Below are 16,345 nucleotides of genomic sequence, written 5' to 3' on the forward strand. Positions count from 1 at the left end.
TCCGCTGAGCCCCGCGGTCCGCGGGGTCGAGAAGCGGCGCCCGAAAGGCAAGCTTCGGGCCATGGATGGAATCAGGGTGAAACGCAGTGAGCGCGCTCACCGGACGGCACGGAAGCGAGGTCAGCGCTCCCCAACTCGTGGGGAGCACTCCTCAAGCTTCACGCGCCACGAGCCGGGCTCCACCGTGCGCGTGGAGCCCGGGGCTTGCGTCAGAGCGCGCCGGACGCGGCCGGCGTCTCCGGGGTGACCGCTTCGGGTTCCGACGTCTCCAGGTGGGCCAGCTCGTGCTCGCCACGGTCCACCGGGTTGCGGCCCGCGCGCCGGGCGCGGAACCAGAGCACCACGTCATCCAGCAGCGAGTAGATGACCGGCGTGGCGAGCAGCGTGAGCAGCAGCGACAGCGACTGGCCACCCACCACGATGCCGGCCGTGGCGCGGTTGAAGCCGGCGCCAATGCCTTGCGACGTGACGAGCGGCACCATGCCGGCCACGAAGGCCACCGTCGTCATGAGGATGGGGCGCAGACGGTCGCGGTTCGCTTCCAGGATGGCCTCGGCGCGAGGCATGCCCTTGGCGCGCAGGTTGTTGGTGTGGTCCACCTGAAGGATGGAGTTCTTCTTCACCACGCCAAACAACACCAACAGGCCAAGCGCGGACTGGAGGTTGAACGTCTGTCCCAGCATGAGCAGGGACAAGAGCGCGAAGGGCACCGTCAGCGGCAGCGACACGAGGATGGTCAGCGGGTGCAGCCAGCTTTCGAACTGCGCCGCCAGGATGAGGTACATGAAGATGAAGGACAGGGCGAACGCCGTGATGAAGGAGACGGCGGTGCGTCCCATCTCGCGCGAGCGGCCCGTGGGCTGCGCCGCGTAGCCCGGCGGCAGGTTCTGCGCCTTCATGATCTTCTCCAGGCTCCCGGACACCACGCTCTCACCCATGCCCGGCTGCACGTTGGAGGAGATGGTCACCTGCCGGCGGCGGTTGAGGCGGCTGATCTCCGACGGGCCCGTGCCCTGCGTCAGCTCCACCACGTCTCGCAGCGGCACCGTGCCCAGCTTGCTGGAGGGCACCGTCATGAGACTGATGGCCTCCACCCGGCTGCGGTCCGTCTCCTGCGCGCGGATGCGGACGTCATAGTCCTCGCCGCCGTCCTGGTACGTGGACACCTCCAGACCGCCCACCAGCAACCGCAAGGCATTGGAGATGTCGGAGACCTGCACGCCCAGGTCCGCCGCCTTGTCGCGCAGCACGTGCACCCGCACCTCGGGCTTGCCGAGCACCAGGCTGGAGTCCACGTCCACCGCGCCCGGCGTCTTGCGCAGCTCCGTCACCACGCGCTGGCTGTACTCGGCCAGCTTGCTCAGGTCCGGGCCGTTGAGGATGTACTGCACGGACTTGGACGACGAGCCCGAGTTGAACGCGCTCACGTCCGACACGTCGATGCGCAGCTCCTTGGGCTGCTTGGCCACGATGTCCCGACGCGTGCGGGCCGCGAGCTGCTGCTGCGTCTGCACGCGGGCCGCCGGCTCCACCAGCCGCACGTACACCTTGGCCACGTTGGGCGTGCGCTGCGCGTTGTCTCCAATGGTGACCAGGGTGTGCAGCACGCCCGGCAGCCGGCGCGTCTCGCGGGCGATGCGCTCCGCGGTGACGAGCGTGGACTGGAGGCTGGTGCCCTCGGGAGCGCGGACGTTGATCTCGAAGTTGGCCTCGTCGTTGGGCGGCAGGAAGCTGGTGGGCACCGACTTGAACAGCGGCACGCACGAGCCCAGCGCCGCCACGCACGCAATCACCACCACCCAGCGCTGGCGCATCACATAGCGCAGCATGGCCATGTAGACGTCCTCGATGGGCTGGTAGAACCGGTCCACCAGCTTCTGGAGCACCGTCTTCTTCGCGTGGCCGCTCTCCGGCGCGGGGTCCAGCCAGCGCGCCGCCAGCATGGGCGTGAGCGTGAAGGACACGAACAGGGACACGCCAATGGCGAACGCCATGGTGAGGCCGAAGCCCTTGAGGAAGCGCCCCACGATGCCGTTCATGAAGGCCACCGGCAGGAACACCGCCATGAGGCTCAGCGTGGTGGCGAGCACCGCCAGGCCAATGTCTCGCGTGGCGAGGATGGAGGCCGGGAAGGGCTTGAGCTTCTTCTCCTCGATGAACCGGACGATGTTCTCCAGCACCACGATGGCGTCGTCGATGACGATGCCCACCGCCAGGGCCAGCGCCAGCAGCGTGATGATGTTGAGCGTGAACCCCTGGATCCACATCAGCGCGAACGTGCCGATGATGGAGATGGGGATGGCGAGCGCCGCGATGATGGTGGAGCGCACGTTGCCCAGGAACAGCAGCACCACGAGCGCGGAGAACAGCGCGCCGAGCATCAGGTGCTCCTTCACCGCGCTCACCTGCGTCTGGATGGTGCCGGACGTGTCGCGCACCACCTCCAGCTTGTAGCCGGTGGGCAACAGCTGCTCGACCTTCTTGAGGCGCTCGCGCACCGCCTTCACCACCGCCACGGTGTTCTCACCGCTCTGCTTGCGCACGGACATGACCACCGTGGGCTCGCCGTCCAGCCGCGCCGCGGTCTGCTCCTCCTCCTGGCCGTCCTCCACGCGCGCCACGTCCTGCACGCGCAAGGGGTGACCGGCGACGTTGCGGATGACGATGCGGCTCAGCGCCTCCACGGACTCCACGCGGCCCTGCACGCGCAGGGTCAGGTCACGCGGGCCCGTCTGGATGGTGCCGCCCGGGGCCTCCAGGTTCTGGCTGGCCAGGGCGCGCTGCACGTCCGCCGCGGTGACGCCGTGCGAGCGCAGCGCCTCGGTGTCCAACCAGACGTTCACCTGCCGCTGACGTCCACCGATGATGGCCAGCTCACCCACGCCTGGGACGTTCTCGATCTCGCGCTTGATGCGCTTGTCGGCCAGCTCGGTGGCCTCGCGGATGCTGCCCGTCTTGGGGCTCTTGAGCGAGATGTAGAGGATGGGCGAGGCGTCTGGATCCAGCTTGGTGATGATGGGCTGGTCGATGTCCTTCGGCAGGTTGGGCAGCGCGGTGGACACGTGGTCGCGCACGTCCTGCGCCGCCACGTCGATGTTCTTGTCCAACACGAAGGTGATGAACACCTGGCTCACGCCGTTGCTGGACGTGGAGCGCATCTCGTCGATGCCCGAGATGGTGTTGACCGCCTCTTCAATCTTCTCGGTGATTTCGGACTCGACGACCTCCGGCGAGGCGCCGTCGAGCCGCGTGGTGACGGTGACGACGGGGAAGTCAATCTTGGGAAAGGCATCCACGCCCAGGTTGAAGTACCCGGCGATGCCCACGACGACGATGGCAATCATCAGCACCGACGCGAACACGGCGCGGCGCACGGCGAGATTGGCGAGCCATTGCATGGCGAATGCTCCTGGTGAAGGCGAAGGGGCGCGCGGTCAGTTGACCGGCGTGCCGTCCTTCACCTGGGCTCCGGGTTGATTGACCACGTGCTCGCCGTTCTTCAGACCGTCGAGCACCGCCACCATGCCGTCGCGCTCCGGCCCGGTCTGCACCACTCTCTCCTCGATGTGCCCGTCCACCACCGTGAAGAGCCGGTGCGTGGTGCCCTCGGTGACGAGCGACGAGCGCGGCACGGTGGGCAGCGGCTGGTCGGTGAGCTGCAGGTGCGCGGTGGCGAACATGCCCGGCCGCAGCTTGTGGTCCGTGTTGGGCACCACCGCCTCCACCACCAGGTCGCGCGTGTTGGCGCGCACGGACGGGCCGATGTACTTCACCGTCCCGGTGAAGCTCTGCCCGGGGAAGGCCACCACGTCGAAGGCCACCTGCTGGCCGTCCTGGAGCTGGCCCAGGTCCGCCTCGCCCACGGTGAGCTGCAGGCGCAGGGGCTCCAGCTCCACCACGCTGGCGACCTTGGTGTTGGGCTGCACGTACTCGCCCACGCTCACGAAGCGCTCGCCCACCATGCCGGCGAAGGGCGCGCGGACGATGGAGTCATTGAGCGTCTTCTGGGCCAGGTCCGCCCGAGCGCGCGCCGCATCCGCGCTGCCGGTGGCCGCCTTGCACTGGGTGGAGATGCGGTCCCACTCGTCGCGGCTGATGGCGCCCTTGTCGAGCAGCTTCTGGTAGCGGTCGCACTGCGCCTGGGCCAGCTCCTGCTGGGCCGTGACGTTGCCCAGGTTGGCGCGCGCCTCGGCCTGGGACAGCACGGCCCCGCGCGTGTCGAGCTGCACGAGCGGCGTGCCGGCCTTCACGAAGGCGCCGCGCTCGACGAACGTCTTGATGACGAGCCCGGTGGCGTTGGCGGCCACGTCCGACTGCTGGTTGGACACGAGCGAGCCGGTGAGCGCGAGCGCGCGCGGCATGGGACGGGACTCCACGGTGAGGGTGTCCACGTGGATGGCGGGCGGCGGCGGCGCGGCGGGCGGCTCGGCCTGCTGACGCGAGCAGGCGGTGAGGGACAGCACGGCGAGCACGCAGACCCGGGAGACGGGGGCGTTCATGGGATTCCTTTCGAAGAGAGGCTTCGGAGAGGGCTTCAGGAGCCGCTGGGAGAAGGGTGGGTGGAGAAGGGGTCCTGGCCGGCGGCCAGACGAAGCTGCAGGCGGGCGTTGGCGAGCTCCGCGTCGGCCTGGATGCGGGACACCTCGGCGCTGAAGGCGTCGCGCTGGGCCTGGAGCAAATCGAGCTGCGTGGTGGCACCCACCTGGTAGCGGTCCAGCGCCAGCTCCGAGGCGTGGTTGCTCGCCTGGACCTGCGCGCGGGCCGAGCGGCTCTTGGCGATGTTCGCGTTCACCTGGCTCCACGCGCGGTGGATGGCGTCATGCGTGGCGCGGCGGGTGCGCTCCTCGCGCGCCTTGGCCACCGAGGCGGCCGCGTCCTGCACGCGGATGTTGGCGAAGGTCGTGTAGTCCAGCGCCCAGTTCAGGTTGAGGAGCGCCTGGTACTGAGCGCCGTGCCCGGAGAAGCCCGCCGCGTTGGTGAAGCGCTCGGTGACGCTGCCGGACAGCGTGGGCAAGAGCGTGAGCCGCTGGGCCCGCGCCTGCTTCTCGGCGGCCTCGGTGAGGGACAGCGACGCGGCCAGCAGGGGCAGCTCGGCGTCCTGCGGGACGAAGGTCTCCAGCGATGGCTCCGTGTGCAGGTCATCCTGCACGGCGGCCGAGGCCAGGTTCTCCAGCTCCGGCGTCAGGCCCGTCAGCGACTGGAGCGTGCGCGCCGACAGCGTCAGCGCCAGCTCCGCCGAGGCGAGCTGCTGCACCTGCCGCTCCACCTCCGCCTTCGCCCGGTCCACGTCCAGCGCGGCGGCCGTGCCCGCGCCGAAGCGGGCCTCCGTCAGCCGCAGGCTCTCGCGCGACACGTCCAGCGCGCGCCGCGAGGCATCCACCAGCGCGCCGTTGGCGACCAGCTGGTAGTACCCCTGCGTCACGTTGGCCTCCACCTGGAGGAAGGTGGCGCGCGTCTGGTGCTCGGCCGCCGTGGCGCCGGTGCGAGCCGCCCCGATGCGCTGGAAGCGGGCCAGGTCCACCAGCGGGACGTTCAACGTGATGGCGGCGTCCAGCTGGTTCAGCGGCGTTATCACCGCGTGGACCGGCGGCGCGTTGGGGTCCATCTTGAGGTCCAGCTCCGTGGCGTACTGGTTGCGCGTGTAGGTGCCGCGCGCGGACAGCCCCGGCAGCGCGCCGCCCAGCACCGCGTCCGCCTGCGCCTGCTGCTGCGCCAGGGTGGCCCGAGCCTCCAGGTTGTCCGGACTGCCCTCGTGCGCGGCCCGCACGAAGGCATCCAGCGGCTGGAGCGCGAAGGCACTCCCAGACAAGGACAGCGTCGCGAGCGCGAACGCCCTGATAATTGAGTTCATACTCATTAACTCGGCGAGGAGAGGATGCGTGAAGGGAACTGGGAAGGGAGGCACTCAGCCTGGAGGGGCTTGGGAGCCCGGGGGGTGGGCTCCATGCATCAGCAGGTCGATGAACTGGCGGACGAAGACGGGGGCGCTGCGCGTACGGGCCTCGGCGCTCGGGAGGCGGAGAATCTGACCCATCACGTAGTTCATCACCCCGCCGATGAGGGCGTGGGCGAAGAGGGCGGGGTCCATGGGGCGCACGCGTCCGCGCTCCACCTCGCCTCGGATGTAGTCGGTGACGGCCTGGGAGACCTTGGTGCCGGGGTGCTCGCCCCGCTCGATGGCCACCGGGAGGCCGCTCGGCCCGGGGTTGGACCAGGCCATCATCATGTAGGGCACCCGCACCTTCAGGAAGCCGATGAGGGCCACGCAGGCGTCGTGGAGGTTGTCCGCCACCGTGCCCTGGCCCACGCGCGACGGCAGCTCCACCACCTCCAGCGGCTCCTCCAGCTCCAGCTGGAGCGCGGCGCGGAACAGGCCCTCCTTGGTCTTGAAGCGGCGGAAGATGATGCCCTCGGACACCCGCGCCCGCTCGGCCACCGCGGCCGTGGTGGCCCTCACCCCCTGCGCGAGGAAGACCTCACGGGCGGCCCCGAGGATGTCTTCGTCACGGATGGAGGGTGGACGCGCCATGTCATTCCTGAGTGGGGACTCAATTTCCGCGCAAAGTGATAGCCCTTCGCTTGCGAGGGCACAAGAGCGCGACCCCCGCCCAAATATTTCTTAATCCTGGCTTCATGCTCACCCGGGAAGTCAGGAAGGATTTCCGAGCAAGAAATGAACTTCCGTAAATAACCGTGGGTGGCTGGTCTTTCGCGTCCATCCGGATGCCGGTGTAGATTCTCGGGTTCCGATGGCTGGGACGACGTTGCCGCTCGCGCTGGAGGGATTCCAGGGCCGGCAGTTGGGCAAGTATGAGGTGCTCTGCCGCCTGTCCACGGGCGGGATGGCGGAGATTTTCCTCGCGTCCCTGCGAGGTCTGGGCGGCTTCCGCAAGCTGGTGGTGCTCAAGCAGATCCTCCCGGACATCCGCGGCGAGGAGGAGTTCGTCCGGATGTTCCTGGACGAGGCGAAGGTCACCGGCGCCTTCAACCAGCCGCACATCGCGCAGGTCTATGACCTGGACGTGGCGGAGGGGGAGCTGTTCCTCGCCATGGAGTTCGTGCCGGGCGCCACGCTGGTGGAGGTGGCCCGCGCGGTGCGCGGCGTGAACGAGTCCATCCCCATGGGGTTCAGCCTCATGGCGGTGCGAGACACGGCGGTGGCGCTGCACTACGCGCACACCTTCACGGACCCGCTGGGTCACCCCTCGCCCGTCATCCACCGGGACATCGCCGAGAAGAACATCATGGTGACGTACGAGGGCGTCACCAAGCTGCTCGACTTCGGCATCGCCAAGAGCCTGGCGAGCGCCAGCCGCACCGCGGTGGGCATGGTGAAGGGCACCAGCGGCTACATGTCCCCCGAGCAAGTGTTGGGCGAGCCGCTCGATGCGCGCAGCGACCTGTTCAGCCTGGGCGTGGTGCTGCACGAGTGCCTCACCGGCATGCGGCTGTTCTACGCGAAGCAGGCGGACGCCATGCTCAACGCGGTGCTGCGCTGCGAGGTGACCGCCCCCTCGCGCATCAACCGCGCCGTGCCGCCGGAGCTGGACGCCATCGTCCTCAAGGCCCTGTCCAAGCGCCGGGAGGACCGCTACGCCACCACGCTCGAGTTCGCCCGCGCCCTGGAGCGCGCGGTGGGCCCGCTCATCTGGCACCCGGAGCAGAGCAGCGAGCTGATGCGGCGGCTGTTCGCGGACCGGCGTGAGCAGACCCGCCAGCTCCTCGCCAGCGGCACGCCCGCCGAAGGTGGAGAAACGAGCGTGGTGCAGCGGCTCACCCAGGGCAACGTGGAGAGCCCGGAGCCGGGCAGCGCCTCCGGGCGCCCCCCCACGCCTCGCCCTCCCGCCGCCGCGACGAAGTCCGCCCCTCCTTCTCGCCCGCCCGCGCCTCGCCGGCCGTCCCTGCAGACCCCCAGCGTGGACGCGGCGGCGCACCAGCCCGTGCTGTCCCCGCCGGGCAAGCGCGTGCGTCCCCCGGCACCGCCCGCGGAGCCCGCCGCCCCGCCTCAGCCGACTCCGGAGTCGCTGGCTCGCACGCAGCCCAACACCCCTGCCCTGAACTCCGAGCCGCATCCTCGGACACAGGGCAACGGCGCGGGAGCCCCGGCCCATCGAGAGGGTGAGACGGTGCTCGCGCCGCGTCCCCGCGCGCCGACTCGCGAGGTCAGCTCGGTCTCCGCTTCCGAGCCTCCCCCGCCGCCTCGCGCCGCGCGCGCCCCCACCTCGGACTCCGTGCGCGTGGCCGCGCCTCCCGAGCCACGCAACGACCACACCGCCGTGGTGCGGCTGCCCTCGTCGCCTCCGGGTGAGCTGCCTCCCGAGTCGCCGTCGGGCGTGCGCCGGCCCGCGCCCAAGCGCCGGCCCACGATGTCCGTGGAAGTGGCGCCCGAGCCTGGCAACGGACGCGTCACCGAGCCCATGCGCCCTCCGTCCCGCTACGCGGGAGAAGAGCCCGCGCAGGCCTCCCCCTCGGGCGCGAACAACCCTCGCAGCAACCACACGCACGCACGCATCCCGGTCCCCCGTCCTCCCCCGCCTCGGCGCTTCCCCTGGCTCGTCGTGGGGGGCGTGGTCGTAGCCCTCCTGGTGCTCGGAGGCGTGGCCCTGCGGATGAGTGGGGACGGAGACGCCGCGGCCTCTCCCGAGGCGGGCGCACCCCCGACTTCCCAGGTGGCACCGAAGACCGCGCGCGCCGCCAAGCCCCCTCCTCCCGAGGACTCGGCCGCCCACCCCACGCCTCCGGACGCGCCGGTTCCCGACTCAGCTACCGTGGTGGCCGTGGTGGCCACCGCGGCCACGCCCACCCAGGGCAATGCGGCGGAAGCGCCCACTCCCGAGTCCGCTCCCGCCGAGCCGCCCCCTTCGGAGCCCGTTGCTGGCGCAGCGCCCGTGGAGCCCGTCGCGGAGGCAGTGCCCGTGGAGCCCGTCGCGGAGGCGGAGTCGCGGACCGCGAAGAAGCCTAGGATTCCGGTCCGCCGAGCGAAGGCCCGGGACTCGGAGCCCGTCGCGGACCCGGACGCGCCCCCCGGCTTCCTGACGCTCGTCACCGAGCCCTCCGCCACGGTGTACCTGGGCGGTCGCTCGCTGGGAGAGACGCCGCTGTTCAAGCTGTCCCTGCCCGCCGGGAAGCACAGCCTGAAGCTGGTGAACGGCGCGGGCCGGCCGCTCAAGCTGGCGGTGGAAATCAAGTCGGGGGACACCACCGCGGTGCGCGTCCCCCTGGGCATGCTCGAGACCCAATAGACGGGCGCAATCGGCTGGCGCGACCTCCGTAGACAAGGCATTCCAGGGCCGTCGCCCTCCTTCCTACCCAGGGGTCCCCATGCTCACCGCCCGCGCTTCCCTCGTCGCCGCCTTGCTCGCCTGCGCCTGTGCCCATGCGGAGGACCGGGCCAAGCCCGACAGCTCCTCCCGAGGCGACACCCGCGAGGTGTCCGACTTCCGAGGCGTGGCCATCAACAGCGGGATGAAGGCCGAGGTGAAGGTGGGCCCCAAGTCCGTGCGCATCGAGGGGGACCCGGAGGCCGTGTCCCGCGTCCTCCTCGAGGTGAAGGACGGCATCCTGGAGGCGCGCGCGGAGCGCAACGGCCACTTCTTCTCCTCCGGAATGCGCGGCAAGGTGCGCCTCTACATCAGCAGCCCCAAGGTGACGAGCCTCGAGGCCAACGGCGGCAGCAGCATCACCGCCGAGGCCACCTCCTCCAGTGAGTTCACCGTGGAGGCCACGGGTGGCTCGGAGGTCGACGTGCGCGGCGTGGACACCGACGAGCTCAAGGCCGAGGCCAGCGGCGGCTCCAACATGACGGTGCGCGGCCGCGCCACGGAGATGGACGCCGAGGCCAGCGGCGGCTCGGAGGTGCACGCCCGTGAGGTCCGCGGCATCTCCCGGCTGGAGGCGGAGATCAGCGGCGGCTCGAGCGTGGAGGCGGACGCGCCCAAGCACGTCAAGGGCGAGGCCTCGGGCGGAAGCACGCTGTCGCTCACGGCGCGGCCGGATCACTCGAAGTTCGAGACGAGCGGCGGCTCGCGCATGACCTACTGAGCGTTTCGGCTCACCTCCGGAGAACAGTCCGGAGGTGGGCGCCAGGTGTGAAGCACCTCCGCGCCCGCGCCGAGCACGCTCGGGTCCGGAGGCAGCACGGCAGGGCACCCTTCATGGAAGGTCGAGTCCGCCGCCAGCAGCAGGTTTCGCGCGTGAACCTCTCCCACCGCGGAGGGCAGCGAGTACACCAGCGTTCCGGAGTAGGGACTCGCCACGCCGGGGACGAACCAGCGCCACGCCACCCGCGTCTGGTCCGTGGCGCCGCCCACGACCCCGCTCATCCTCCCCGTGCGCTCCCAGCCCCCGTCCTTCCACCACGTCACGGCGAAGTCCGCGGGGATGGGCACGCGCCACACGTCCGCGTGCACGTCCGCGCGCACCTCGTGGGACAGCACGAGCATCCAGGTCAGCTCGCGCAGCCGCTCCACCTCCGTCCGCCCCGCCACCACCGTCGCTTGCCCCGAAGGTTCCTTCGCGGCTCGCACGAGGTACGTGGCGCCGGTGCCCAGGTGGAGCACCTCCATCCGCCCCCGGCCTGATTCGTCGGCGCGTCCCTGGAGGACCAGCCAGCCCCCGGTGGGCGTGCGCAGGTTCCCCAGGGGCAGCACGTCGCGTTGCGGCCTCAAGTCCCCGAAGTCCGTCAGGCAGTAGCGCCAGGCCATGTAGCGCAGCGCGGCTGGCTTCGCGCGCGCCAGGCCCTCGCAGTCCGCCACGCTCCGCGGGACTCCAGGCTCCGGCGACTCCTCCGTCGCGGTGTCCCCGGAGCGCTCCCGTTCCTGCTTCCGCTCGCGAACGAAGGCCTCCTCGGCACGTGCGCGCCAGACCTCGGTCTGCGTGCCGCAGTCGCCGCTTCGCGCGGGGCACAGCAGCGCCGCCAGGGGATGCCCCGAAGCCCGCTCGGGCGTGAGCACCGGCTCGCGCAGCTCCGGCGGAATCACCGCCGTGTGAGGACCCGGCCGCCCCAGCTCCAGATAGGACTCCAGCCACGCGCGCCCACCGTCGCGCCACCAGGTCCTCAGCGCGAGCGCGGACACCTCACGTGCCGCCTTGGCACTTCGCGAGCCGGTGCTCACGCCCGCCGCCGGCGCGTCCCACTCCAGCGGCCATTCTCCCGCTCGCTCCTCACGGGCCAGCGCGAAGCAGCCGAGGCGCACGAGCGACTTCATCTCCAAGCGCGCGGCCCGCGTGTCCCCGTCCTCGGGCAGCGCGTCCAGCCGGTTCGAGTACGCGGTGAGCGCCTCCCGAGCCTTGCGCCACGCGGAGGAATCGGGCGCGCAGGGCACCTGGGGACTGCCAGTGGGAGGAGCCGCCGCCAGGAGGACTCCCAACGCGGCGGTGACGAGCAGGGGCGCGGACATGGGCGGGCCATGGCACCGTCCCGGGCCCGGGAGCGTCAAGCCTTCACGACAGGGCTTCACGCTCCGGGCCTCGGCTGAATCCATACATGTGGGCAACACATCGTGGGAGGACGAGGACACTCGGGCCCCGGGTCGCTAGTCCCCCGGGACCCGAGCGGGCCCCCCACGTTGCAACGGAGCCGCCGCACACCGGACCTCCAAGGTCATCCGGGCGACTGCCGCACTCCTTCCACGTGAGAGCCGGAGGCGCGGGGGCATCTCCGAGCGACCTGCACGTGGGCACCGTGGAACACGTTCACCTGAGCGAACGCTTCGCGGGGCGGAGAATATCGAGACGGAGCCAGAGGACAAATGTCTCGTGCGGGCTTTTGCCCTTCGTGACAGGTCGGTCCTGGATTTCCCCACACCGTGAGGCCCACCTGACCCAGGGCCCCTCCGACGCATGACGTAACAGGTCGGATGGCATCCGAGCGGGCGTCCTCTTCGGCCGGGCTTGCGCCTCGAGGACATTCCAGGAGGGGAAGCCACACCCGGGTGTGACTCCCCCTCCCAGCCTCTCCCGGGAAGCATGAGCGGGACTGGCTCTCATGCACCCGGACGAAGACGACGTCGTGGCGTTCCCCAGGACGCCCAGCGCGGGCGATCTTCCCGGGTGAGACCGACGGAATCCGTTACTTCGACGCGGGGACGCGGTCCGCGCCCTGCCGCTCCAGCATCCAGGCCGGGTACTCGGGGGTGAGCTTGGAGACGGCATCCAGCTTCGCGAGCTGCTCGGCGGACAGCTTGAGCGTGGTGGCCGCCAGGTTGTCGTCGAGCTGGGCCTCCGTCTTCGCGCCCATGATGACGGTGGTGACGTGCGGCTGGTGCAGCAGCCACGCCAGGGCGACGCGGGCCACGGAGGTCTGGTGCTCCTTCGCGACGCCATCCATCACGTCGATGACGTCGTAGGCGCGCTCGCGGTTGATGGGCGGGAAGTCGAAGGTGACGCGGCGGGCGCCCTCGGGGCCCTGGGCGCCACGGCGGTACTTGCCGGAGAGGAAGCCGCCGGCCAGCGGGCTCCACACCATGAGGCCCAGGCGCTGGTCGTTCATCAGCGGCACCAGCTCACGCTCCAGGTCGCGGCCGGCGATGGAGTAGTAGGCCTGGAGCGACTCGAAGCGGGACAGGTGCCGCGACTCGCTGATGCCCAGCGCCTTCATGAGCTGCCACGCGGCCAGGTTGGACGCGCCCAGGTAGCGCACCTTGCCCTGACGGACCAGGTCGTCCAGCGCGCGCAGCGTCTCGTCCAGCGGCGTGACGGCGTCGTACCCATGGATTTGGTACAGGTCGATGTAGTCGGTGCCCAGCCGCTTCAGGCTGTTGTGCACCGAGTCCATGATGTGCCCGCGCGACAGGCCAATGTCGTTGACGCCCGGGCTCATCCGGCCGCGCACCTTGGTGGCCAGCACCACCTGCGAGCGCTTCGCGCCCAGCGCCTTGCCGAGGATCGTCTCCGAGGCGCCGAACGAATAGATATCCGCGGTGTCGAAGAAGTTGACGCCCGCGTCCAGGCACTTGCCCACGAGCTTGTTCGCCTCGTCCTGGCCCTGCTGGCCAATGGCCTGCCAGTAGCCCTCGCCGCCGAACGTCATGGCCCCGAAGCACAGCTCCGAAACGTACAGGCCAGTGCGGCCGAGCTGACGGTAGTTCATGTGGGAATCACCCTTGGAAATCCTGCGATGTGAGGCCGCCCATCTAACGTCCGGGCGGCGGAATCGCATGATGGACCGCGCCTCCGACCCGCGCGGTTCCGCTCCGCGGGTCACCTCACCGGACGCCTTGGGAACGGGCCTGGACGGGGTTCTCGTGGTGGCTGTGCCCCGGCCCTCCGAAGGTCCCCGGCCACGGCTCGGAGGCGGGGCGGATGCCCGGCATCGTGAAGCGCTGGAAGCGCGCGCGGCTGTAGGCGAACGGCGGATCGCAGTCCCCGCACGTGGTCGTCCCATCGAGCAGCACCAGTTGGTCCGGCCCCAGCTCCATGAGGATCTCCGAGCCTCCGCGCGCCAGCGGCGGCGACGCGAGCGCGCACCGGAAGGCCTCGCTGCCATCGCGCGTCCGCACGCCCAGCAGCGCCGGCGTGCCCGAGTCCTGGTGGGCAAACCCCAGCGCCAGCGTCTCGGGCGGCGCGCCCACCTGCTCGGGCCAGGTCGCCAGCCGCAGCTCGCGCGAGATGAAGCTCACGTTGGCGGGCGCGGTGTAGCGCCACGTCGGGCCCAGCCCCGCCAGCCGATGCCCCTCCAAGGCCCAGCCGGACGCGCCGTTCGTCTGCGCCGTCGGCGCGGGCAGGCTCACCAGCACCTCGGAGGTCGCCACCGGCCGCCCCAGCCCCGAGGGGAAGGACGCGACATCCACCGCCGCGCCGTCCTGGGTGCGCAGCACCTGCGTGCCGCGCTCGTTGAGGAGCATGCCGTTGACCACCGCCAGCTCGCCCGCGGTGAAGGCCTCCGTCTTGCGCCAGCGCGGCACCCCGTCCTGGGAGAAGGCCATCAGCAGCGTGGGCGCCCCCGGCTGGAGCGGCGCGCCCTGGTTCAGCGTCTGGGAGAACGCGATGTACAGGTCGCCCACCGCGTCCGAGACCACGCCGAAGGGATGCGGGTGGTTGCACTCCGACAGCAGCGGATCCTCCAGCCGCTGCGCGGACACCATGTGCCCCAGGGCATCCAGCACGATGAGGAAGTAGCGGCGGCACAGCGAGTTGCGGTCCTGCCCCTCGGGATAGGCCTCGAAGAGCGCCGCCAGGCGATCCGGCTGGATCACCGCCAGCCGCGCCATGAACAGGGTGGAGGCCAGCGCCGCGAAGTCCGGCCGGTTCGTCGACAGGTCGAACGTCCACCGCGGCAGCCCGAAGCTCCGGTCCAAGAGCGACACCTGCCCGGAGGCCGGCAGGTCCATGCACAGCAGCCGGTCGTTCCACAGCATGCAGCGGCGGCCCGCTCGGCTCCCCAGCACCGGCTGCGTTCCCGCCGCGTCCATGATGGGGAACGCGAAGAAGCCCACCAGCGTGAAGTCGCCCTCGGGTCCGACGAGCACGTCGTGCAGGTCCTCGCCGGTGATGTTCGCGTCGTAGGTCCAGTCCGGCTTCAGGGCCAGCGCGGGCGGGCGCTCGCAGACGGGACCGCGGCAGTGGCCCGCGCCCTGGCAGGGGCTGGCCGGCGCGCACGTGAAGCCATCCGGCAGGTCGCGCCGCAGGCACGCGCCCTCGATGCACACGTCCGCGGCATCACAGCCGCGCGCGCTCCCACAGAAGGTGCCGTCCGGCGCCGGCGCGAGACCGCAGCCGAGCTTGGGGTCGCACGCGCCCACCTGACACAGGCCATCCCCGGGGCACGGCGGCGCGGGCACCGCCGTGCATCCATCCAGCGGATGACAGAGGTCCGTGGTGCACGCGTTCCCGTCGTCGCACACGCGCTCGATGCCCTTGCACCGGCCCTGCTGGCAGGTGGCCTGGGCGAGGCACGCGTTGCCCGGGTCGCACGCGGTGCCGTCCGGCAACAGGTCCTCGACGCACAGCTCGCTCGCCACGTCGAAGTGGGCCAGGTGGCAGGCCGTGGACACGGGGCAGGTGGGCACGGGCCGCGACTCGCCCTCGAGGACCAGCGTCACCGTGCCGCCCCCCGGCGCCGTTCCCGTGAGCGTGGCGGTGAAGCGGCCCTCGCCTTCGGGGAGGAAGCGCAGCGTCACGGGCGCATCCCCCGGGGCCAGCCGCGCGGGCAGTCCCTCCGCGGAGAAGGGCGCCTCCAGCGTTGACCAGGTGATGTCCAGCGAGGCGCGGCCGGCGTTCTCCACGCGGACCTCCACCTCGCGAGCCAGCCGCGGGTACGAAGGGGAGAAGGTGACGCGCTCCTGCGACAGCCGCAGCCGGGCCGAGGCGTTCGTCAGCGGCGGCGTCTCTCGGCACGCCGTCACCAGCACCAGGCCCAAGGTGAGGAGCAGGCCCGCGCGCGCTGCCTTCCCTGCGTTCGTCCCGTGAGACATGACGGCCTCCCTCCCCTGCTCGGTCGCGTATAGCCCTGGGACTCATGGGACGCGAGGGGCCCATCTTGAGGCATCCCGCTTCCCGCGGTGGGTTCCGTCCTTCCCATTCGGTCGGCTTGTGCGTTCCAAGGCCCCAGGGCGGATTCAAATGTCGAGGGTATGCTTCTGGCAGTGCCCGGGCGGCATGGGCCTCGTCGCATCCCTCCCATTCGCTCCGGCACCTGCCTTCTCGGTCCTCATCCCGCGCGCGCTCCAGGACGCCCTGGAGGCCCTGCCCGCGGAGGTCCGCCGCTCCCTGCTCGCCGCGCTGGTGGGCCTCGCCTCGCGGGAGGCCCGGCGCGACGGCCCGCCCACGGACCTGGAATCGATGACGCTGGAGGTCGCGGGGCATCGGGCCTTCGTCACGGCGGACCGCGAACGTGCCCGCTGGCGGCTCACCGGCCTCGTCCGTGCCCGACTCCAGCCCTGACACCCCGGCCTCGCCCACCTCGGTGCGGTCGCACTCGGAGTGGACCTGTTTCCCGGAGGCGGGGGGCGGAACCCCTTTTCGGCATCCGGTGGCCGTGCCGGCCCGCCTCGCGTTCGCGAGGGAGCAGGACGCAGGCTGGGCCGGGTGAGGTGGCTTTCGTCGCTCCTGGCTGCCTTGGCGGCCCTGGAGGCTGCTCACGCGGGTGGGGGTGCCTGATGCGGGTCGGTTCCTCTGTCCCGTGGGAAGCGCATTCCACAGCCAGGTGCCGAGCCCATGATGTTCTTCCAGAAGGTATTGAGAGTGTTGATCAAGTGGTGGAAGAGATAGGCGGCGCGGAGTTGGGGACAAGTCAGCAAGCTCCCGAAACGCTTCAGGAATTCGAGATCTGCTACATGTGGGCAACTTGGCGCTTTCCCACGGGCATCCACAAGCCAGGCCTTGGGTCCCCATTTCTCCACACCCC

The 16,345-nt window shown here is 70.8% G+C and carries 10 protein-coding genes; 3 read left to right on the plus strand and 7 right to left on the minus strand.

What is annotated here, in order from left to right; all coding sequences use genetic code 11:
• Positions 1–209 precede the first annotated feature (209 nt).
• Genes JGU66_08225 through JGU66_08240 form a run of 4 tightly spaced genes read right to left on the minus strand, consistent with a single transcriptional unit; the run spans position 210 to position 6,529 of the window.
• Positions 210–3,398: an efflux RND transporter permease subunit gene (locus JGU66_08225; protein MBJ6760748.1), complete on the minus strand. Its 3,189-nt coding sequence runs from the start codon at positions 3,396–3,398 to the stop codon at positions 210–212.
• A gap of 36 nt (positions 3,399–3,434) precedes the next feature.
• Positions 3,435–4,499: an efflux RND transporter periplasmic adaptor subunit gene (locus JGU66_08230; protein ID MBJ6760749.1), complete on the minus strand. Its 1,065-nt coding sequence runs from the start codon at positions 4,497–4,499 to the stop codon at positions 3,435–3,437.
• Between the two features lie 35 nt (positions 4,500–4,534).
• A complete protein-coding gene (locus tag JGU66_08235) occupies positions 4,535–5,857 on the minus strand; it encodes a TolC family protein (protein MBJ6760750.1) in 1,323 nt (440 codons plus the stop codon).
• Between the two features lie 48 nt (positions 5,858–5,905).
• Positions 5,906–6,529, minus strand: coding sequence for a TetR/AcrR family transcriptional regulator (locus tag JGU66_08240; protein MBJ6760751.1), 624 nt, complete (start codon positions 6,527–6,529; stop codon positions 5,906–5,908).
• Positions 6,530–6,749: 220 nt separating this feature from the next.
• Between JGU66_08240 and JGU66_08245 the strand changes: the two genes are divergently transcribed.
• Both JGU66_08245 and JGU66_08250 read left to right on the plus strand, forming a co-directional pair.
• Positions 6,750–9,242 (plus strand): protein kinase, encoded by a 2,493-nt coding sequence (locus tag JGU66_08245; GenBank protein ID MBJ6760752.1) that lies wholly within the window; start codon positions 6,750–6,752, stop codon positions 9,240–9,242.
• A 79-nt stretch (positions 9,243–9,321) separates the two neighbouring features.
• Positions 9,322–10,041: a DUF2807 domain-containing protein gene (locus tag JGU66_08250; protein MBJ6760753.1), complete on the plus strand. Its 720-nt coding sequence runs from the start codon at positions 9,322–9,324 to the stop codon at positions 10,039–10,041.
• Here JGU66_08250 and JGU66_08255 read toward each other — a convergent pair.
• The 3 genes from JGU66_08255 to JGU66_08265 form a co-directional block, all read right to left on the minus strand.
• Positions 10,035–11,399: a hypothetical protein gene (locus tag JGU66_08255; protein MBJ6760754.1), complete on the minus strand. Its 1,365-nt coding sequence runs from the start codon at positions 11,397–11,399 to the stop codon at positions 10,035–10,037. The two genes, JGU66_08250 and JGU66_08255, sit on opposite strands and share 7 nt — an antisense overlap.
• Positions 11,400–12,070: 671 nt before the next feature.
• A complete protein-coding gene (locus JGU66_08260; GenBank protein MBJ6760755.1) occupies positions 12,071–13,090 on the minus strand; it encodes an aldo/keto reductase in 1,020 nt (339 codons plus the stop codon).
• Positions 13,091–13,205: 115 nt separating this feature from the next.
• Positions 13,206–15,413 carry a tenascin-X gene (locus JGU66_08265; protein ID MBJ6760756.1) on the minus strand — a complete coding sequence of 736 codons (2,208 nt, stop codon included), beginning with the start codon at positions 15,411–15,413 and terminating at the stop codon, positions 13,206–13,208.
• Between the two features lie 184 nt (positions 15,414–15,597).
• Here JGU66_08265 and JGU66_08270 point away from each other — a divergent pair, with 184 nt between their 5' ends.
• Complete coding sequence (locus JGU66_08270; protein ID MBJ6760757.1) at positions 15,598–15,882, plus strand: hypothetical protein; 285 nt, start codon at positions 15,598–15,600, stop codon at positions 15,880–15,882.
• Positions 15,883–16,345 lie beyond the last annotated feature (463 nt).

It is taken from the genome of Myxococcaceae bacterium JPH2 (genome assembly GCA_016458225.1).
GTDB lineage: Bacteria > Myxococcota > Myxococcia > Myxococcales > Myxococcaceae > Citreicoccus.